The 20775-nt window shown below is 45.6% G+C and carries 17 protein-coding genes; 13 read left to right on the top strand and 4 right to left on the bottom strand.

The window, feature by feature from the left end:
* Positions 1–7: 7 nt before the first annotated feature.
* The gene (locus tag M0Q40_04090; GenBank protein ID MCK9221790.1) at positions 8–730 is read right to left on the bottom strand and encodes a hypothetical protein; all 723 of its coding nucleotides are present in this window, start codon (positions 728–730) and stop codon (positions 8–10) included.
* A gap of 160 nt (positions 731–890) precedes the next feature.
* Here M0Q40_04090 and M0Q40_04085 point away from each other — a divergent pair, with 160 nt between their 5' ends.
* Positions 891–1403: a cell wall hydrolase gene (locus M0Q40_04085; protein ID MCK9221789.1), complete on the top strand. Its 513-nt coding sequence runs from the start codon at positions 891–893 to the stop codon at positions 1401–1403.
* A gap of 14 nt (positions 1404–1417) precedes the next feature.
* Entirely contained in the window at positions 1418–2710 is a 1293-nt protein-coding gene (locus tag M0Q40_04080) for a germination protein YpeB (protein ID MCK9221788.1), read from the top strand.
* Here M0Q40_04080 and M0Q40_04075 read toward each other — a convergent pair.
* The 3 genes from M0Q40_04075 to M0Q40_04065 form a co-directional block, all read right to left on the bottom strand.
* Positions 2688–5729, bottom strand: a complete 3042-nt coding sequence (locus M0Q40_04075; GenBank protein MCK9221787.1) for a DNA polymerase III subunit alpha — start codon at positions 5727–5729, stop codon at positions 2688–2690. The two genes, M0Q40_04080 and M0Q40_04075, sit on opposite strands and share 23 nt — an antisense overlap.
* A gap of 240 nt (positions 5730–5969) precedes the next feature.
* Complete coding sequence (locus tag M0Q40_04070; protein ID MCK9221786.1) at positions 5970–6980, bottom strand: hypothetical protein; 1011 nt, start codon at positions 6978–6980, stop codon at positions 5970–5972.
* Between the two features lie 111 nt (positions 6981–7091).
* Complete coding sequence (locus M0Q40_04065) at positions 7092–7859, bottom strand: MBL fold metallo-hydrolase (protein ID MCK9221785.1); 768 nt, start codon at positions 7857–7859, stop codon at positions 7092–7094.
* 125 nt (positions 7860–7984) lie between these two features.
* On the opposite strand from M0Q40_04065, the gene lepB reads away from it, so the two are divergent.
* The 11 genes from lepB to M0Q40_04010 all read left to right on the top strand — a co-directional run bounded on the left by lepB (position 7985) and on the right by M0Q40_04010 (position 20774).
* Positions 7985–8563: a signal peptidase I gene (gene lepB / locus M0Q40_04060; GenBank protein MCK9221784.1), complete on the top strand. Its 579-nt coding sequence runs from the start codon at positions 7985–7987 to the stop codon at positions 8561–8563.
* Positions 8564–8798: 235 nt separating this feature from the next.
* Positions 8799–9449, top strand: coding sequence for a bifunctional 4-hydroxy-2-oxoglutarate aldolase/2-dehydro-3-deoxy-phosphogluconate aldolase (gene eda, locus M0Q40_04055; GenBank protein ID MCK9221783.1), 651 nt, complete (start codon positions 8799–8801; stop codon positions 9447–9449).
* A gap of 149 nt (positions 9450–9598) precedes the next feature.
* Complete coding sequence (locus tag M0Q40_04050) at positions 9599–10888, top strand: hypothetical protein (protein MCK9221782.1); 1290 nt, start codon at positions 9599–9601, stop codon at positions 10886–10888.
* 262 nt (positions 10889–11150) lie between these two features.
* Positions 11151–12854 carry a Flp pilus assembly complex ATPase component TadA gene (gene tadA, locus M0Q40_04045; protein ID MCK9221781.1) on the top strand — a complete coding sequence of 568 codons (1704 nt, stop codon included), beginning with the start codon at positions 11151–11153 and terminating at the stop codon, positions 12852–12854.
* A 6-nt stretch (positions 12855–12860) separates the two neighbouring features.
* Positions 12861–13895, top strand: coding sequence for a type IV pilus twitching motility protein PilT (locus M0Q40_04040; GenBank protein ID MCK9221780.1), 1035 nt, complete (start codon positions 12861–12863; stop codon positions 13893–13895).
* A complete protein-coding gene (locus M0Q40_04035; GenBank protein MCK9221779.1) occupies positions 13888–15102 on the top strand; it encodes a type II secretion system F family protein in 1215 nt (404 codons plus the stop codon). The genes M0Q40_04040 and M0Q40_04035 overlap by 8 nt, the downstream gene beginning before the upstream one ends.
* A gap of 14 nt (positions 15103–15116) precedes the next feature.
* Entirely contained in the window at positions 15117–16148 is a 1032-nt protein-coding gene (gene pilM, locus M0Q40_04030; GenBank protein MCK9221778.1) for a pilus assembly protein PilM, read from the top strand.
* Positions 16145–16702 carry a PilN domain-containing protein gene (locus M0Q40_04025; GenBank protein MCK9221777.1) on the top strand — a complete coding sequence of 186 codons (558 nt, stop codon included), beginning with the start codon at positions 16145–16147 and terminating at the stop codon, positions 16700–16702. Before pilM ends, M0Q40_04025 begins: the two co-directional genes overlap by 4 nt.
* Positions 16703–16707: 5 nt before the next feature.
* Complete coding sequence (gene pilO, locus M0Q40_04020; protein MCK9221776.1) at positions 16708–17601, top strand: type 4a pilus biogenesis protein PilO; 894 nt, start codon at positions 16708–16710, stop codon at positions 17599–17601.
* A gap of 75 nt (positions 17602–17676) precedes the next feature.
* A complete protein-coding gene (locus M0Q40_04015) occupies positions 17677–18795 on the top strand; it encodes a hypothetical protein (GenBank protein MCK9221775.1) in 1119 nt (372 codons plus the stop codon).
* Complete coding sequence (locus tag M0Q40_04010; protein MCK9221774.1) at positions 18792–20774, top strand: hypothetical protein; 1983 nt, start codon at positions 18792–18794, stop codon at positions 20772–20774. The genes M0Q40_04015 and M0Q40_04010 overlap by 4 nt, the downstream gene beginning before the upstream one ends.
* Position 20775 lies beyond the last annotated feature (1 nt).

Raw genomic sequence — 20775 nt, 5'->3', positions numbered from 1 at the left:
GTATTTCCTATCGTTGTGTTACCTCTGCTTCCAGTGGTATGAAAAACAAATCTGCATCCTGAATATTTGGATTTATTTCCATCTCCAAGACGACCCCCCGGAGCAATAACTTTTCTTCAAGATTGTACAAATGCACTTGCTTGATCAACGAAGTCTCAGGGTCCAGCCAGAACTTTTGAACTCCCAAATCATCATATTGCTGTGTTCGGTTGTGGACCACATAGTATTGCTTGTCAGTTAATAGGTCAGTCATTTGATTAACCTTGAGAACGTCTTCTTTCTTAGGGGGTGTTAACAGACTATCTAAAGATAAACCAACATTATCCTTTGCCGCCCGGGATAATGATTCCACAAACAGTCGATCCGTTACCGGTTGATACCGCTTGATCGTATCTTTACTCTTATCAATGAGAATAAAATAGTCGGCCCATTCCATGGGCTCAAGATATGTTAACCGCAATACATCCGGCCGGCGATATAATACCTCTCCGATGATGTAATCAGAGACAGCTTCCCCGGAAGAATTAGGGTCCATGATCTCTATGCGGACAACTATCCTCAGTTCCTTTATTTCGGTGTATGTGGTTATTACTTTATCTAACAACTGGGATGAATCAATGGTACATGGTTCTTCAGTACCACCAATAAATGGCGACGCGGCCCCAGTTGTTAAAGTCAACATTAAACATAGGGCAAAAGCTATAGAACAAGTTAACCGAAATAGCCTCAACAGTGTGTCCTCCCTCGGTGTTACATCTTAATCATCACAACATTCGTCGCTTCAGCCGGGATTTCCTTCCGTTAACGCCATATTCATCGGGGGAAAGCTTGGGTACATGCATGGATTGGTTGCAACCAGATCATACTATTTATTAGTCACCCTAGGAAGGTTGGCGAAAACAGCCATGCTTGACTTATTCTGGAGGAAAATCCATGATCCGAGACTTCTAGCCTTAATGCTAATTAGTATCTGCGTGTTAATCGGTGTACTCCAACAGTTTTCCGGGGAAGGGCCAAAGATCTCAGAGGATGAGGAAAGGCTACCAATTGAAGAGGCGGACCTATTGTTATTGATTCGACTTGTGCATGCCGAGGCACGGGCTGAGCCCTATTCGGGCCAGGTAGCCGTAGCTGCTGTAGTACTAAATCGGTTGTTAAGTCCCCTATTTCCGGATACGATACCCGGTGTAATCTATCAGCCTGGGGCTTTTACCGTTGTAACCAATGGGCAAATCAATCTTGAGCCTAATGAGGAAGCAAAAAGGGCAGCGATTGATGCTATCAGTGGGTGGGACCCCTCCGAAGGAGCTGTATACTTTTATAACCCGCAAATCGCTCGGAGCCCTTGGCTGGAGACTAGACCGAAGACTAAGATCATCGGGCAACATGTGTTTACGAAATAGCAGGGGGGAGGCCTTTGCATAAAACTAGATTAATTGCCCTTTTAAGTATTGGGTTGTTACTGTGGGGAGGCTATCAATATTTTACAGGGCGACAGAGAGAACAGGGGATCGAAAACCACTATTACTGTGCTTTTTATGAGTTATCGGGGCACTTGGCAGAGATAGAAAATGAGCTAGGCAAAGCCATGGTATCCGTTGATCCAGCAAACCAGGCCAATTACTTACTTAATGCCCACTACCATGCCTTAGCTGCCCGGTTGCATCTTGAGGAACTTCCCATTCTACCTTTGGACTTGTCCAAGACCATCCTTTTTCTCCGTTCCTTAGCTGAGTACACCCGACAGACGGTATTGGACAGTAAGCAGAATAACACTTCGGAACCAGAGGAAATGGCCGACTTTATGAACTACCTGACTGTTATTAATGCTGAGCTAGACAAAGCTCGGCTTACGGTCCAAAATAGCAGTGTGACAATTCCTTGGGTGAGCGGTTTTGCTACCGCGATTGAGGATGCCCAAAAAGGTCATCCCGCAGCCTACAGTTTGGTTGCCATAGAAGAGATACTACAAGTACGACCATTATCAGCGGAGGCACAGACTACTTCCGAGGTATCCATAGACAAGGATACGGCCCGCCGTGCAGCCGTTCATTTTCTCACTCGTCGGCGTCTAAAAGAGCACTTGATTACAGTAACAGAAGGTGATGAGGACTTTGGTCAAACCTATACCGTGGAGATAGTCCCCGCCCTTGGTACTACTGGGGAGCGGATTACTGTGGCAGTCACTAAAAGTAGGGGAGACATTCTGTGGATGCTCAGTGACTTTGTTCCCAAGAAGGCTAATCTCTCCATCGAGGAAGCTTTAGATGTCGGTCAAGCCTTCCTCCAAAGAAATGGATTGGTAGATATGGTGAATGTTTCAGTAGATCATGTATCGGCAAATTACTTGATCGCAAGCTTTTCCCCTTTAAGAGCAGGTGCCATCAGCTCTGAAGAACAGGTGAAACTACGTATTGAACTAGAACAAGGACTTGTAATCGGTTATGATGCCAGTGCGTATTTGAATGCGTCCAAGGACGAGATAGCTACAACCAAGGCACTTCTTAGCGTTGATGCAGCCTTAGGACTTCTACATTCCGATTTCACCACGGAGGAATACAAAAAGGTATTGGTTTCGGTTGGCGGTGTTCAAAGAATTGCCTATGAGTTTGCCGGTACTATGAATAACCAGCGATACTTAGTATACATTGATGCTAAGACAGGGAAAGAATTAGAGGTTAAGCGCATCAGGCAAGGTTCATCTCGTTAATTTGTGTGGCGACGACTGAAACGGTATCATGTTTTCGTTGAATCCGACCAACAACGATCAATGCTGGACACAAGAAGATCAGTTCTCCATATTTTTGATAGACATCATCGAAGATGACCACATCAACAAGACCAAACTCGTCTTCGAGGGTTAGAAAAACCACAGTCTTTCCGCTTTTTGTCGGGGGACGATGGGGTTTGATCACTATTCCCCCGGCCTTGACCCATTTTCCTTCGGTCTGATGCTGCAATTCCCTACTGGTAGCAACTCCCTCTTCCTGTAATCTAGAACGGAGGGGAGTCAAAATATGTCCTGTGGGGCTGAAACCTAAGACTTTATACTCATGGTAGATTCTTTGATTCAGAGGAAAGTCATCCATTTCACCTATGATCTTCCTTGGAGTTCCTACTTTTAGGATGTCCGGAATTTGCCAAAGGAGTCTGCGTCTATTAGGGGATAATTGATCAAAAGCCCCTGCAAGAATAAGGTTTTCTAAGGTATTCCTTGAAACAGATACCCTCCTTTGGAAGTCTAATACCGATGTGAAAGGACTAACTTGCCGGTTTTTTTCTATCAGTGATAGTTCCTTGGTGGAAATTCCTTTGACTTGTTTTAAAGCTACCCTAATGTTGTTATCCCAAACGGTATATCCACTTTGGCTTTTGTTGATATTTACCCCAAGAATTTGTATACCCCTACTTTGGGCAAGAACACACAGGGTATGGGATGGGTAATAGCCCATTGGTTGATTATTCAGCATTGCGGCCAAGTAGTAGGCCGGATAATGACAAAGTAAATAGGCACTACGATAGGCAGTATCGGCGAAGGAAGCAGCATGTGCTTCGCAAAAACCATAGCCTGCATATCCTGCAATATACGAGAATATAGTCTTGGCATTCTCGTAAGAAACGCCATTCTTAGTGGCCTTTTCCACAAAGTGGGTCCCCAGTTCCTGCATTTCCCTCTCCGACCGGTAATGGGTCATTGTTCGCCTTAACCGATCCGCCTCCCCCGGTGTAAAGCCAGCGATTTCTACTGCAATTTCAATTACCTGTTCTTGAAATAGAACAATGCCATAAGTTTTAGCTAAGATATCCCTTAGTTTTGGATGCAAATAGGTGATGGGACTTCTACCATGACGGCGCTCAATGAAAGGTTCAACCATATCCCCACTGATTGGACCGGGCCGAATCAAAGCGACGCTAGCGACAAGATCTTCAAAGGAATCTGGAAGCAACCTTGGTTGAAGTGCCCGTTGAGCAGGACTTTCTAGTTGAAAAACCCCCACTGTATTACCGGATCTAAGAAGACTATATGTTGCAGGATCATCATGGGGAATAGCATCGTAATCAATGTTTATCTTTTCATCGTGGGCGAGGTGAATCGTATCTTCCACAACGCTTAAAGTACGTAGGGGCAAAAGATCAATTTTAATTAAACCTAGATCCTCGATGTCATTTTTGTCAAATTGGATGATCTGTTCTCCCTTAGCTGCCTGCTGTAAGGGACTAAGTTGGTATAAAGGTACATCGGCAATGACAACACCGCCCAAATGGGTGCCCATGTGTCGAGGAAATCCGGCAGCCTGTGCACATAATTTGAACAACATATCGAATTTACCAAAATCAATATTGCTTTCTCTCAGTTCGGGTATCCTAGTAAGGGTATGCTCTATTCCATCGGCGGGGATATAGGGCATTCTCTTTGTTAGTTCATCGATTTCTTCTGGAAGATATCCGAGGACTTTGCCGAAGTCTCTAATAGCCATACGCGCCAGATATGTAGCAAAGGTACAGACCGAAGCGGTATGTACTTTTCCGTATTTTCCCTTGACATAGGCGACTACGACATCCTTAAAACGGGCATCAAAATCCAAATCAATATCTGGCTTTTCAGCCCGCTCTAGTGAGAGAAAACGCTCAAATAAAAGGCCACGGCTAATGGGATCTACATTGGTGAACCCTAAGCAATAGGCCACTGCACTATCGGCTGCAGAGCCTCTTCCCGAAAAGCGGATTTGCTTTTGGCGCGCATAGCAGACAATATCCCAAACGATCAAGAAATAATCGGCAACCTGTAGTTTACCGATTACCATTAACTCATGCTCAAGCCGTCGTCTAATTTCCCCCGTCACTTTATCGTACCGTTTCCTGGCACCTTGGAACGTTAAGGAACGAAGGAGTTCCAAAGATTTTCCACCGGATTGATATGTCGGTAAATGATTTACTCCTAATTCTAGGGCTGCTTCACATTGGGAGGCGATCTTAATGGTATTGGCTAAAGCCTGTGGGTATTCTTTAAATAACCTTTGCATTTGTTCCGCTGACTTTAGGTAGTTTTCGGCATTAAAGCGGCGGAGCTTACTTATGGTCTCAAGGTTACTCTTGTTTCGTACACAGGTTAACACATCATGTAAGGCGAAAGCGTCCTTCGCTGCAAAATGGACATTATTAGTGGCTACGATGGGTATATTTACCTTCTCTGCAAGCTCTACCAGGATCTTGTTTAACTTTTTACTACCAGGCACTAATAAATTCTGCAGCTCGATAAAAAACCGTTCCGGACCAAATATGCGGGTAATTCTCCTTGCTGCCTCTTCAGCATCCCGGTATTGATGGTCTAAAAGTAACCGGGGAATTAAGCCCTGGGTGCACCCAGATAAGCAAATGAGGTGTTGGTTAAATTTAATCAAATCCTGCCAAGACAAACGGACCTGTTTTCGATCGCTGTTTAGATGAGCCGAGGTAAGAAGTCGGCATAGGTTTTCGTACCCCTTGGAGTTTTTAGCCAGTAGAATCAAATGGGAGTCATCTTCCATGGTTACTTCGGCCCCTTGGATTGGCCTAATTTTATATTCCTTAGCCAAACGATGGAATTGCACTGCTGCACTTACGTTATTGTGGTCTGTAACTGCTATGGCAGGCATTCCAAAGGAACCGGCGCAGCTTAGTAGACTGTCCAAAGTAGATGCACCGTCCAAAAAGGAGTAGGGGCTGTGTACATGTAGGTGTATAAACATAACAAGATACCTCAATCATAAAGCCGATACAAAAACCACTGGTTGTTGGGGAGTTCTCTATAAATCTCACAAAGGGTGCCATCGGCTAACTCAACTAGATAAAAGACTCTTTCTGGTTCTTCTTTCCACCAGCGGCCTCGATACACCCAAGCCTCCTGAATACTAGTGATTAAATGAGAAGTTCCCTTCCATAGAATGCGGAAAGGCCTATTTTTAAAAATGATCTCTTGCTTTAGTATTTTACTCATGACGATAAAAAGACAACATCTGTTCGTAACGATCCAGCTGTATTTGAGAAGCTAGGTAGGTTTTGGTGTCGGCAAACCTGTAGCGAAGATTGGACAGGATTTTATTCAAACCCTGGCATATTGTTGTTGGTCTTTCGAACAAACTTAACTGCTGTAAAGATACTGGAACTGGTTCTATTGCCGTTAGTTTGAGAGAAGTAAGAGGTGTAGATATGGTTAAAGTATTTAGCATAGACTGGGCCAAAAACCAAAGTTTTAACAGCTCATTGCTTGGCGAAGAAAGTTTACGTTCCGTTGCTAGCTTTTGACCATCATCTGTTGTCAGTGCTAGTCGGCAAAGAGTAGCGGCCTTTCCTGTCTGCCTTAATTCATTGGACAGGGAAGTGCAGCAATCCATTAATACCATAGATAAGGCCCCTTGATTAAAAACATGATCTAATGACTTTTCAATCACGATACTGCAAGGAGGATAATTTGGTTCTACCTTGCTGTGATCAATTCCCCGGGCACTTTGGTAAACCAAGGTGCCGTCGGTGCCTAACCGATAAATCAATTGTTGTTGTGTAATACTTAAAACATCTGCAACGCGAAATAACCCCAATTTATTTAACTGCTCCTGCAAAGAGGGTCCGAGGTTTAAATATTCAATCGGCAAATTAGCTAAAAACACTTGTTCTTTATTGGCGAACAAATGAGCGCATGGTTTTAGTTTGTGAAGTCGTAACACTTTTGTTAAGTTAACAGAAAAGGGAATAATGGCTTTAGGAGCAAGAACAGCAGCCTTAGCCAGCAATTTAGTAGTGGCAATTCCGATAGAATGCTCTCCATAGATATTCTGATCGATTTGTCTCAAAAGAGAAGGCAATGACCCGCACCCCGACAGATCTATAAACGCTGCAGCATCCGTGACAAGTTCAATCTGTGGGGTAAAGGAACAGAAAACATCCCATGCTTTAGTATTTAATCTACCGTTTGTTCCTTGAACATAGGCAATTAATCTCATATCTTCCCACCCCGAAAGCATGTTTGGCAAACATATGTTCTTATAAATAAGTATAGTAACCTTTCGAGGGGATGTCAATTGAATCTGTTTGGAGGTTATTGCCAGATACAGTTAGGAAGTCTCTAGCCGTAAACCGTCATACCCAAGGTAGCAGTTGGGCGGCAGTTCCCTTTGTACTTGTTCGTGATCAAAGTCATGACATATGTGGGTAAAATATGTGCGGTTGGGTTTTAATTTAGCAATTACTTTTAATGCTTGGTTGAGGTTGAAGTGGGTTGGATGAGGGCGGTACCTCAAAACTCCGAGGATGAGAATATCTAGATCCTTCAATAGCTTTTCGCTTTGTTCGGGGATTTTGCTACAGTCGGTAATGTAGGCTACATTTCCAAACCGGTAACCGTAAATACCCAATTGTCCGTGATAGATTGGGATGGGTTGAAAAGTTAAACCGTGAATAACTGTGGGTACGGGTTGAATAATCTGAGGGGTTACCAATGGTTTTTTACTTCCCTCTTGGGTTTTGCGAAACACATAAGCAAAACATTGGCGTAATTCCTCTATTGTCTCTGCATTGCCGTAAACGGGAATGGGCTTACTACCATTATTGTTGAACCTGCGCAAATCATCAAAGCCAAAGACATGATCTGCATGGAAATGGGTATAAAGCACCGCATCAACGCTAGTGATATTAAACCTTAAGGCCTGAAGACGTAGTTCCGTCGCAGTATCGATGAGAATATTGGTATCGCCTTGGGTAAGCAAAATAGAAGAGCGGTTTCGTTTGTTTTTTGGATCCGAGGATTGACAGACGCCGCAGTTACAGCCAATGACCGGTATCCCATGGGAAGTACCTGTTCCTAAAAACAAGATCTCAAGCATCACAGTACCTCCAACACTTTTTGCAAAAACTACAAAAGCAGGAATCTGTTGTTGAAACTAGAATACACTATAGACCACATTGTATTATGTTTTTCATAACTTGGCAATTAAGGTGGCGCCTTAGGATGAAAAAGATATATGCAGCTTGGCGAAAGCCTAGTGAAGAGAAGTCTACCCTACAAGAAGCAGTAGAAATCCTTGTTTTAGCCAGTATTTTGGCCTTTTTTTTCATGACCTTTATTGCTCGGGCATTTACAATTGATGGTCCTTCCATGTTGCCTACTTTGACTGATGGCGAAAGATTACTTATTGATAAAGTCACTTACCGGTTCCGCCCACCAAAAAGGGGAGAAATTGTAGTTTTCAAATACCCTGCTTCCCCCAAACACTACTTTATTAAAAGAGTGGTGGCATTACCCGGCGATGTTGTCGCGATTAAACATGGCAAGCTGTTGCTTAATGGCAATCCTGTTGATGAGCCATACATAAATCAACAAATGTGGGATGAGCTTGACCCGGTGGAAGTTCCCGAGGATTCTTTTTTTGTACTAGGAGATAATCGAAACAATAGCAAAGATAGTCGTTCAAAAGATGTAGGATTTGTACCCCGCGATCTTATTATTGGTAGGGCTATTTGGCGATACTGGCCCCTTGGCAAGCTAAGTGTGATCTCCATCCCCGGGGTCTTTGCGGCTTTAGAGTAAATACGAGGACAAGCTGAATTTGAACAGTAAGATATGTTGTGATATAATCTACTTGTAGCCACAGCCTAGGCTTTTTTTGCCTTCCGCCGTAATAGCATTGATTGCCAAACTGTGTATGTAGTGTATCCATCCATGGTGTTTTTGCACCCAAAAAGAGACAGATATTGCGCTTATACCCATAAATTGTTATCATAAACTGAGAGCCAACAATGAAGGAGCTGTGGGTTTTCAAACGATGAATAGATTTGCGCAGATGAACCAAATACTAGAAAGTGGAGTTATAGCTGTTATGCGTGGGATGTGTGTAGAACGGGTTTCCCAAGTAGCCCATGCACTAACAACAGCCGGAGTGAAGGTATTAGAGATTACGGCAGATAGTCCGGGTATTTTGCACATGGTTGAACAATTGCGGAACAGTAACGATAGTGGAGCTGTAATCGGCGTTGGCACAGTGCTTGATGCCCAGACAGCTCGGAATGCCATTATGGCTGGTGCGGATTTTATATTTACTCCTACATTGGATCTAGAAGTGATCGAGGTAGCAAATACCTATGATAAGTTGGTGATTCCGGGGGTTATGACACCTACGGAGATGCTTGCAGCCTACAAAGCTGGTGCACTGATTGTAAAGGTATTTCCAGCTGATACTCTAGGACCCGAGTATATTAAATCTGTAAAAGGGCCGCTGCCTCAGATACCAATGGTACCCACTGGCGGGATTACCTTAGAGAATGCATCAGAGTTTATCAAAGCCGGCGCAGCGGCGGTAGGAGTAGGCGGTTCGTTATTAGATAAGAAGGCAATAGAATCAGGCAATTACCAAGTGATTACCGAACGGGCTCAGCAGTTTATTGAAGTAATTACTCAAGCGAGAACCGGTGGATAGCAACTATCCGAATACCAAGCAGCCGGTTTCTGTACTTGAAGCCGGCTGCTTTTTTATATATTGCTGATCTTGGAATAGCGTTTGGGAAAGGCGCGCTTTTTAGACCCGGTCGGGCATACGTGTATCCTATTATGAAAGGAGTTAAGACTGTGGAGCTTAATAGGGATGAAGTAGAAGGTCGGATTATTGACCTATTTAATACATTGCAGATGGAGTGGGGTGAAGATACAGAAGTCTATCGCAACTGTTTGGCCCAACTGGAAGACACTGCTCTTTTCCCGGGTAACCTGAAGATATTTCTGCGGCTGTTGGCTGACCAAACCATCGAGATTCGATCCCATTTTTACGAAGTCATCCTAATACGCAGACGCAATGCGGTGGGATCACTTCGTGCCATCGAAAAGCATCTAAAGTGGAGTATGGCGCAGGATAGAAAAACGACCCGGGCAGCACTGCGGGGAGTACAGGACCCAAAGGCTCTCACAGCCTTTTTCCGAATTGTATCCTTTACGGATCATACCGTCCTTGCCCGTGAACTGATCGCCCATATTCGTCAGTTTCCGCCCGAGGTGCTCAAAGAGCCAATCTTACATGCGTTAAAGCAGCCGGATGAGAGCCTCCAAGTTTTTGCGCTGCATCTTTGCCGCCGCTTAAAGTATGAGCCGCTATTGCCAAGATTGCTTAAGTTTTATCTCCAAGCGGAAGATAAAGGTGCCGAACGGTTGAGTCATATGGCGCGAAGAGCCATTCTAGAGACATTAAACGAAGACTCAGTACCCTTGGTTACCGGCTGGATGCGGGATGCCGATGCAAAAATGCGGGTCTTGGGAGTAAAGGCGAGTCTACACCTACGTTCGAGGAGAACCGTTGGGGACCTGGTACGGTTGGTGCTAGTCGATCATCATACCCGTACGGAAGCAGCCACAGTCCTCCTCAACTTTGCTAACCATGGGTTGATCGATTTTGATCCGGCATCTGCGAGCAGTGAAGAAGTAGCTCAAGTGATTACAAAGGCTAAGCGAGAACCCTTGCTCAAACTTCTCACATTGTTCTTACAGGATGATAATCCAGTAATCAGGGAGATTGCTCTGTATTTTCTATGCTTGATGCCCAATTTAGAGTCAGATATCGTCCAACGGGTGCAGAACATGGCAAATGGAGATCAAGTCGCTGCGGCGCGTATTGCAGCTCTCCGCTTGTTAAAAGTGTGTGGTAAGGACGTTGTATACCCAATCTTGACAGATATTCTGACCGATCCAACCCGGGGGTTGCTCCAGAAGGAAATCCTGAAAGCAGCTGAGAATATCTTTGAAGAGATTGTGCCACCGGAAAACCTCGAAGAGGCATGGGAAGAAATTGAACAACGGCGGAGAAAAAGAGAACAGGTCCGTTCTCGATTTGAGATGGATGCAGAATCGTGGCGGGTGGAATTAGATTAATAAAGTAACCTTATGCTAAAGGAAAGTCAACCCAAACGTCGAAAACATTAGTGTACTACGTAATAATTCGCCTATCTATGATAGGGGGCCCTATAGATAAGGGAACAGGATTAGGCTATGGATCTTTCTGGATGCATTTGGTACTTCGGAGCTATGAACCTGTGGTATTATTTGGTCACTGATTTAACCTGGGGGAGCTAGTAGTGAAACCGGCCGAAGGTATTATTTCGGTCGGTTTATTTTTTTTATTTGGGGTGTCTTTATGCGGTCTTCACAAAGATTAGGTGACTTACTGCTTGAGCAAAAACTAGTGACTAAGGACCAGCTCAAACAGGCTCTTCAAAAACAACGAGATAGCGGTAAACGATTGGGAGAGGCCTTAGTGGAACTCGGCTGCCTTGCGGAAGAACAGCTTGCCTTAGAATTATCTCGGCAAAGCGGTTTGCCCATAGCAAATTTACATGAAGAACCCCTTGATCCTAGCTTGTTGTCCCTGTTGCCAGAGCAGTTTATCAAAAGGTATAAGGTGCTACCAATTAAGATAGAAGGTCGTTCGTTGTACTTAGCGATGGCGGATCCCTTTGATGTACAAGTTTTAGATGATGTTAGAAGGCTTACCGGTTTAGAGGTAAAACCCCGACTGAGTACCCCCTCAGATATTATTTCCGTCTATCAACGTCGCATAGATCTACAATGCTCTGCGGATCAAGTCATTGGGGAACTATGCGAAGATGAGGGTGGTGACCTATTATTGGCCGAGGATATGTCCGATGGGGAAGTGGGCGATGTTCCCGGTGTCAAAATGGTCAACCTAATTATCTACCAAGCGGCAAGTAGCAATGCTAGTGATGTCCATCTCCAACCGGAGGAGTCGGAAGTAGTGGTTCGTTTCCGTATTGATGGTGTGCTACACAATGTGATGACCATACCCAAACGACTACATCCGGATCTTGTCTCTAGACTTAAGGTCATGGCCAATTTAGATATTACAAACAGGCGGCGTCCCCAGGACGGGAGACTGCGGGCGGTTATTGAGGGTAGGAAAATCGATATTCGTTTATCTACCTTGCCTACGGTAAATGGGGAAAAGGTAGTACTACGTTTGCCGAATCGTAATCTTGCTGCAGTTGCACTGGAGCAAATTGGCTTTCTGGAGGAGTCCACCCACAAGATTAATCAAATGTTGCGTCAATCCCAGGGACTAATTCTAGTTACCGGGCCTACAGGAAGCGGGAAGACGACAACTTTATATTCCTTTATTCGCCGCTTGAATGTACCGGATGTAAATATTGTTACGGTAGAGGATCCTGTTGAACATCGGATGGCAGGAATCTCCCAGGTACAGGTACAAAGAAGGGGTGGTATTGTTTTTGCCGAAGGGTTAAGAGCTGTGCTAAGACAAGATCCGGATATTGTGATGGTAGGAGAGATTCGTGATGGGGAAACCGCCAGTGTCGCGGTCCGGGCATCGTTAACCGGCCACTTAGTCTTATCTACGTTACATACAAACGATGCAGCCCAAACTGTTGTACGTCTTCTTGACCTGGGTATAGAACCATATCTTCTTTCTGCTACCTTAATCGGCGTAGTATCGCAGCGGTTGGTGCGCAAGCTTTGTAATCGATGTAAGAAGAGGGTTGAACAATTAGAACCGGCAGAAAAGCTCTTCCTTGGTGTTGACGCTGCTTCTGTGTATCGTGCTGTGGGCTGTCCCGCCTGTAATGGTACGGGGTTTTCTGGTCGAATACCCCTGGAGGAAGTCTTAATCATGACCAAAGAGATCCGTCAACAGATCAAAAGTGGTCTAGATGAAGCAGTGGTGTGGGAATTGGCGAAGGCCCAGGGCATGAAGACCATCAAGGAAAATGCCATAGAACGAATACTAAAGGGAGATACCACTGTCTTGGAGGCTGCCCGTGCCATCTATTCCTTAGATAGTGAGCTTGAGTTTGCGGAGGAAATCTAAGTGAACATGATCAACAGATTACTATATAAAGCTGTCCAAGCTGGTGCTTCGGACCTACATTTGACTGTAGGGTTGCCCCCTTGTATACGGGTTAATGGAAGATTACATACGATGAATGATGAACCAATCATGGCAGCCTGTCATACGTTGGCAATTGCCGAGCAGGTTCTTACCAAGGAGCAGAAAGAACGCTTTGAAAATAAAGGGGAGATGGACCTCTCCTACGGGATCCCTGAGTTGGGTCGTTTTCGCGTTAACGTCTATCGACAACGGAATTCAGTGGCCATAGCGATCCGGGTGATTCCTCCTCAGGTAATTCCCTTGGACCAGCTCGGGCTGCCCAGTGTGGTTAGGGAACTATGTAGCAAAAAGGATGGCTTGATTCTGGTGACTGGTCCCGCGGGTAGCGGTAAATCCACTACTTTAGCGGCAATGATCGATGAAATTAATCACCAACGACGGGGTGTGGTCTTGACCTTAGAAGACCCTATCGAGTTCTTACATACCCATGGTAGGTGTGTGATTAACCAACGGGAGGTGGGTAGCGATACTCGTTCCTTTGCGGATGGACTTCGTTCCGCCCTCCGCAGTGATCCTGACGTAATTTTAGTCGGGGAGATGCGGGATGCTGAGACCATGGCCATTGCTGTGCAAGCGGCCGAAACAGGTCATTTGGTGCTCTCAACCCTACATACCCGCAGTAGTGTTCAAACCATCGATCGAATTGTCGATGCCTTTCCGCCCCATGGACAGCAGCAGATTCGGGTGCAACTGGCATCATCAATAGAAGCAGTTATTTCTCAACGACTCTTACCCCGTAGGGACGGACAAGGACGAGTGTTAGCCACAGAGGTTATGATTGGAACCCCAGCGGTCAGGAATCTAATTAGGGAGGGAAAGACCCATCAGTTAGAAGGAATCATTGAGACAAGTGCTCGTTTCGGCATGCATACTATGCGTAGTGATCTCAAAAATCTGTTGGATCGTGGAGTGATTGCTCCTGAAGAGATCATTGAGTTAGGTGAGCGACTCGATGCCTAGGTCCTTTAACTATAAAGTACGCAACATCCATGGTCAGATCTCCATTGGTACTATCGAGGCTGAAGATCGCATTACGGCGGCCAAATCCCTTAAAACAGAGGGAAACTACATAATAGAATTGAAAGAAGAGCCGATAAAAAAATCCTTTCTGCACAGGGAATTGGGTGGACCTAGAAGGCTAAAGATAAAGGCCTTGTCCTTGTTTTGTCGACAGTTTGCCGTTTTGGTTAGGACAGGGGTACCCATGGTGAACACCTTAGATCTTCTTGCTAGTCAGTCCATGGAAAAGGAACTTAAAGAGACCTTAACCCGGGCCCGGCGGGCGGTAAGTGGTGGCTCGAGTTTGGCTGATGCCTTTCGTGATGAGCGGATTTTTCCTCCGATTTTCGTGAATATGATCGAAACCGGGGAGGTGGCAGGGACTTTAGATGAAGTACTAGAAAACATGTCCCGATATTTTGAAAGCCAGAACAAAATGCGCAACCAGCTTCAGCAGGCATTGATGTATCCCACAGTGGTCTCTATTTTTGCAGTGGTGATGATCTTTATTGTGCTTTTTGTGGTTCTACCAAGGTTTGCCTCGATTTATGCCGGGTTCGGAGTTTCCTTACCGGCATTGACCCAATTTATCCTGGATCTGCGGGATTGGCTGATGAGGTGGTGGTTCGCTCTCCTAGCTGGTTTGGCCGGCTTAGTGCTTGCAATCAGACAGTACTCCAGAACTCCCAAGGGCAAGCTAAAGCTACACGGTTGGCTTTTGCGGGTCCCTATTATCGGGTCTATGCTGTCCCGGATGATTTTCAGTCGTTTTTGTAGGACCCTTGGACTAATGATTAACAGTGGTGTTCCAATGGTTAGTTCCCTAGAAGCGAGCCTTAAGGTAATCGAGAATGAGGCAGTTGCCCAAGATGTGAGAAGGGCTAAGCAAGGAGTAGAAAGGGGACAGGGCATTGCGATTCCCTTGCGCCAGGCTACCACTTTTCCCCCCCTGCTGAAACAAATGATCGAGATAGGTGAGGAGAGTGGCTCCCTTGGTGAGGTTTTAGGACATGTTGCCGAGTTTTACGAAGAGGAGTTAGAGCATATGGCCACCAATATCTCGGCCATGATTGAACCGATTATGTTGGCAGTGATGGCGGTGGTGGTAGCGATTATCGCGATGTCCATTGTCTTACCCATGTTTCAGATTACATCAGCAATCTCCTAGGAGGCATTATGAATATGCTGCGAACAGCAGTGGGTTTGGATATCGGTCATTCATATCTGAAACTAGTCCAATTGCAGAAAAAACGGCGTGGACCGATAGAGGTAGTTTGCTGTGATGTGCAATCGACACCCCCAGGTTGCCTGGAAGCCGGTGTGGTTGTTGATCCACAGACTTTGGAAGGAGCGATTGCGGAGCTTTTTGAGAAAAACAGGGCAAAGCGGGACTGTGTGTGCATAGCCATAAGTGGTGCCGGGCTGGATCTACGCCAACTCGAGTTACCGGTAATGGTCAGAAATGAGTTGAAGCAGGCGATCGCTTGGGAATTAAAGGAGTTAATTATCTATGAGAGCACTCCCCTTGAAGATATCTTCTTCGATTTTCATCTCCTTACCAAGGGCAAATCAGGGGAGCTGGCCAGAATACTAGTGGTATCTGCAAGTAAATCACAGATTTATGGGTATATCGATGTATGTAAGGGTGCTGGTCTATCATTGGAAATCATCGATATGGGTTTGCTATCCCTACCCCACATATTCCCAAGGACTACCCCTTTGTGCCATATTATTTTGGGTGCGCGGTCCATCCAGATCTTAATTCGCAATGCCAATGGGCATCGATTAGGGCGCCTAATCCCTGTAGGTTGTGAGAACCTAGTTGACGCTCTAGCAAAGGATGAGGGTCTTTCCCAGGAGCAAGCCAGGCATACGTTATCCAATGACGGATTGGATTATCAAGGGGTTTATGGCGAGGAAATGAAAAAAACGACCTCCCAAATGGTTACCGGTATTATGCAAAGTCTGGAATATGAACGTATTCAACAAAGACTTAATTCCATCGGTGATGTGGCGGAGGAAGTTTTCATTTGTGGCGGAGGGGCCCTCTTTCCTCACATGGCAGCTCTATTAGAGGATGCACTACATCTGCCAGTAAGAATCCTTGATCCCTATGCTGAGCTTTCCATAGATAAACCAGTTCTAGTTGAAGAGTGGGGCCCGATGCTAGTACCTGCCTTTGCATTGGCCTATCGGGGGTTGAAGGAAAGATGACGTTTTCGAATAATTTGCTTCCAGACTATGAACGAGTCTCCCGTCGACCAAAGGTTAACTGGATCAAGATCCTTGTTTTTGTTTCCCTTCCCTTAGTCATATGGATGGGGGCATATAATCTATTAATTGGTAAGAACATCGGGACCATGAAATCAAGGCTAGATACGGCTATGAGTCAGTCCCGTCAGTTAGATTCAAGCAATCAGGAACTAAGCAGCTTGCGTGACCAACGGGAAGAACTACAAAATACGATAGCCACTCTAAGTGGGCTATTATCTAGTGAACAAACCATAGATCCTACAGAAATGGAACACATACTTCATCAGGTATCGCAGGTGAGACCTGTGGGTATCTGGATTCAAAACGTATCGTTTGTCCCAGAACGATTACTTATTGAAGGTATATCCTCTAATTTTGAAAGTGCCATGTCCTTTGGGCAAAGTCTAGGTGCAGCATTTACAGGTTTCCAGGTGAATTTGAAGGAAATAGAGGAGTATACTGTGGGCGGGCAGACTTTTTACCAGTTCCGATACGATTTGGGATATGGAGGTTAACTGCTTTGAGAGGTCGGGTTGGGTTACAAAAGACAGATTCGTATGTACCATTCGTAGGACGCAATGGGTGGATAATTGCCCTCATATTGTGCATTGGACTCTTGTCTCTCGGAGCTGTTAAGGCAGTCTCCCAAAGGAGGGAGTTGCGGGATCTAGAGTTAAGGGTCAAACAAGAGGAGCAGTTTTTGGCGGTTAAGATGACGGTTGGACGACAGGTTGGAGAACTAAAAGAAGAGGTGAAGGAATTAGAAGCCAAGGTAGCTGATTTAGCAGTCATGTTTCCAAAGGATGAGGAGGTCCCTGCTTTACTCAGCTGGCTGAAGTACTGGCTCAAAAATAGTGATGCTGTCCTTACTGATGTCCGTCATAGTAATCTGGAGCGCCTGAACTATTATACACGAACCCAGATTACCCTAGACTATACATCGGATTTTGAGACAGCGGTGAGGATAGCTCACGATCTATTTACATTATTTCCAAGTGTGCGAGTTACATCCGGATATCTTGGGGTGTATGACAATCCCGGTGAAGTAAAAACCAGGCTTAATGTTTATCTTTATTCAATTCCAAACAAGGATTTAGATTGGCGCTTTCCAGCGGAGAAGCCATTGGAACTGTATATGCGAGATATCTTTGCGCCGGATGAACAGCTTGCACTAAAGCTATCTTTAGGAAAGGTTGAAGAACGGTTAGTAGATGGAAAAATCCGGCTTGTGGGAGTCATTATGGACGAAAACAAGAAATATGCTTTAGTAGACGTGAATGGGAAGACCCAGCTTATTACCAAGGGACAGGATTTCCATGACCTAATAGTTCAGATGATCGGCCCAGATTACGTTGCATTGGGTCTATCTGAAAAAGGCCCCTTTGTCTTTATTCGAGGCAACAGTACTAAGTGAGTTTTGTGGAGATGTCTTGACACAGGTCTTTGCTGGCTTTTCATACATATGATTACTTGAAAGGGGAGTTTGCCTATGAAAAAGAGAACATGTATTTTATCTGTTGCTTTTGTAATCTTCGTTTCATCGATTGCTTGGGGAGCTACGTCACTAAATATGAAGTTTGAATCAGCCGATCTCCTCGACGTATTTCAGGCCTTAGGCGAGATCGGAGGGTTTAACATAATCGCCGATGAATCAGTACATGGCACCGTTTCCCTTTCCCTAAAGGAACTCGAGGTGATGGAGGCCGTGGATCTCATCGCCCGTACCAAGGGACTAGCATACCGCATGGTATATAACACATTGGTTGTAGCCACGCCTAGCAGGATAGAAAGCGACTTTGCCGTCGAGAAGTTGATGAATCTGCCGTTAACACATATCCAGCCCGATATGGCAATAGAGGCATTTAAGAGCCTTGGCATCAATGTCCAGGTCTTTCCTGACTATATTGGTAACAGCTTAATCCTTAAGGCTGAGCAGCCAGTGCTACTGTCAATAGAGGAAATCTTACAGAGAATTGACCAACCCCGTACCCTGGAGTATGAATGGGAAGATGAGCCTATCTTTAAGGTGTTTCAGACCTTGGCCAAAGAGGCTGGTTTGAGCCTTATTATGGATCCTTCTGTGGACGCCAAAGTCACCATGTATCTGACGGGCCGTGAACCAGTAGATGGAATTGCCCTAGTTGCCCAAAAAATGGGACTAGATTACCGGATTGAAGGAGAGATACTTTTTGTCTATCCGAAGGACACGGGCAGTCCGGTGACTACCGCCGAAGCCATCAAGATTTTCCAGATGAGTTTCATGAAGGCAAGCCAGTTCAAACCCTTCATGGAAGTCTTGGCTCCCCGGCTTGCTGCAGTCTTTAATGATGAACTTAACGTGTTGTTGGTGCGTGGTCCAGAAAATGAAATCGAACGGCTTGGACAATTCATTGGTCAATATGACAGACCCCAACTTATCATTAACGGTATAGTGGAATCAACGAGTCAAAATATAGCCATTGCAAACGTAGCCGGGAAAAACACACTGTTATGGCAGGGGATTAGACTAGGTACCTATGAAGTGACCGAAGTAACTAGCAACTACGTTGAGATCTGTAACGGACAGAATTGCCTCCGTTATGGTGTATGGGGGAGTAGTTTCCAATGACCCGAAAACCTCTCACTTATGGATTACTTTGGTCTTTAATTCTTGTATTGTTGGCTCCGCTGACCTTGGCGCAGGATGCATTGGTGAACTTCTCCTTCCAAGATGCTGATTTGCTCCAGGTATTCAAGAGCTTAGCTAGTATCGGCAAGCTCAATGTGATTACCGACCGAAGTGTTACTGGAACGGTCACGGTGGAATTATCCAATATTGAAGTACTAGATGCCATTGATTTGGTGGCTCGCACCACCGGGTATCAGTACACTATCGTGGGGGAGACTCTGGTGATCGCAAGTCCAGAGAGGCTTGCGGAGCAGTTTGTATCCAAGGAGTACCATGTATTGACTCCCCAATACATCTCCTTGCCAGATGCTAAGAACTTAGCCAGCCTGATAATAGGTTCCCTAGAGGTTGAGGAAATCCAAGGACATATCATTGTGTATGCGTCCGCGGAGCAAATGGCAATCTTAAATAAGCTCATGGCGGAACTTGGTCAAGGACAACCCCAACCTAGTCTAAATAATGCTTCGGTGGAACAAACACTAAAGGCCATTGCGGATAAAGCAGGGTGGACCCTGTTTTTGGTTGGGCAGATTGAGGGTAGCCTCACCACCGATCTGTCATCGATTCCACCACAGAAGGCCCTTGAGCTTCTAGCTGAGTTCTTCCAATTTGCCTATACCCTAGAGGATCACGTCTTGGTGGTTAGGCCGGTGCAACAGGACCCTGCCAGCCATCGAGTGATTTCGCTAAACGAAATTAGTGCTGACAAGGCCCGCCAGGTGGTGATGAGTATTTACGGAGAGGAGATCGCTGTGGAGACCCTTGGGGAACGGGTCATCGTTTTAAAGGGACAAGCCTCCCTAGTTGATCTTGTCGCCAATGTACTGGCTGAACTGGACCAACCCAGATACCAGGTCCTTGTGGAGGCTCGGATTCAGGAAGTAACCAGGGAGGATATTGCTAAGTTAGGCCTTAGTTGGACTCTACCGAATATAGAAGCTAGCAATGGGGGTAAGCCCTTTGCCCTAAATATCGATTGGCCCAACCTGGAGGTGGCCCTAGACGCCCTCTTATCCCAAGGTGATTCTCGCCTCCTTGCTCATCCTAAGATTGCCGCCATAGATGGGGAAAAGGCCCGAATTTTCATCGGGGATCGGATACCGATCATATTGAAAACCGAAGTGGGAGATACAGTCAGAGAGACCATTGACTACTTCGAATCCGGTGTTTTGCTCGAGATCACTCCGCGGATCAGTAGTGAAGGTACCATTACGCTTCAAGTCGATACCCAGGTGAGCAGTATGACCGGCTCAACTACCCAAGGCTATCCCCAAACCCGTACTAGAGAAGCACAGACCCAGGTACGGGTCAAGGATGGACAACCCCTCATGATCGGTGGGTTGATAAAAGATGAACAGTCCCAGGATGATGTTGGACTTCCGATCCTATCCCAGTTGCCTTTGCTTGGTGGATTGTTTCAGACTAAATCAAGCAAGTCCAAGCAAATGGAGATGCTAATATTCCTAGTACCCCACATCGTTACCGACGATAAGCTCGATGTGGTGCCCGAGGGGGAAATAGCAATTCCCCTACTGCAACCAGCTGAGCCAGATAAGACTGCCCTGCTGCTTGATCTGGGAAGTCTGTCAAAAAGCAATCTTGATTTTAGGCTGGAAAGACGGACTAATCCTTGGGTCTATTCCTTTCTTGGTTGCGTGGGTGATCTAAGCTGGGGTATTGGTGCCGGAGTACGACGTATGTACGAACCCGCTTGGGCGGAACTGGGCTTATACTATTTGACCGCTGGACAGGAAACTGGTTATTCAGTCTACACAAGTTCGGGGCTGCGCTTTCGCTCTGAAGGCTTTATTCTTGAAGGATACTGGTCCTATTGCCTACGCAACGAACCCAAAATTCCAGCTATCCCAGGTAAGACTGAGGGTACCGGGGTAGGCTTTAATGTGGGAGTGGAGTTTTAGT

The sequence above is a fragment of the Limnochordia bacterium genome (assembly GCA_023230925.1).
Taxonomy (GTDB): Bacteria; Bacillota; Limnochordia; order DUMW01; family DUMW01; genus JALNWK01.
The sequence above is the reverse complement of the archived record's forward strand: the minus strand, read 5'-3'. Positions and strand labels throughout refer to the sequence as shown.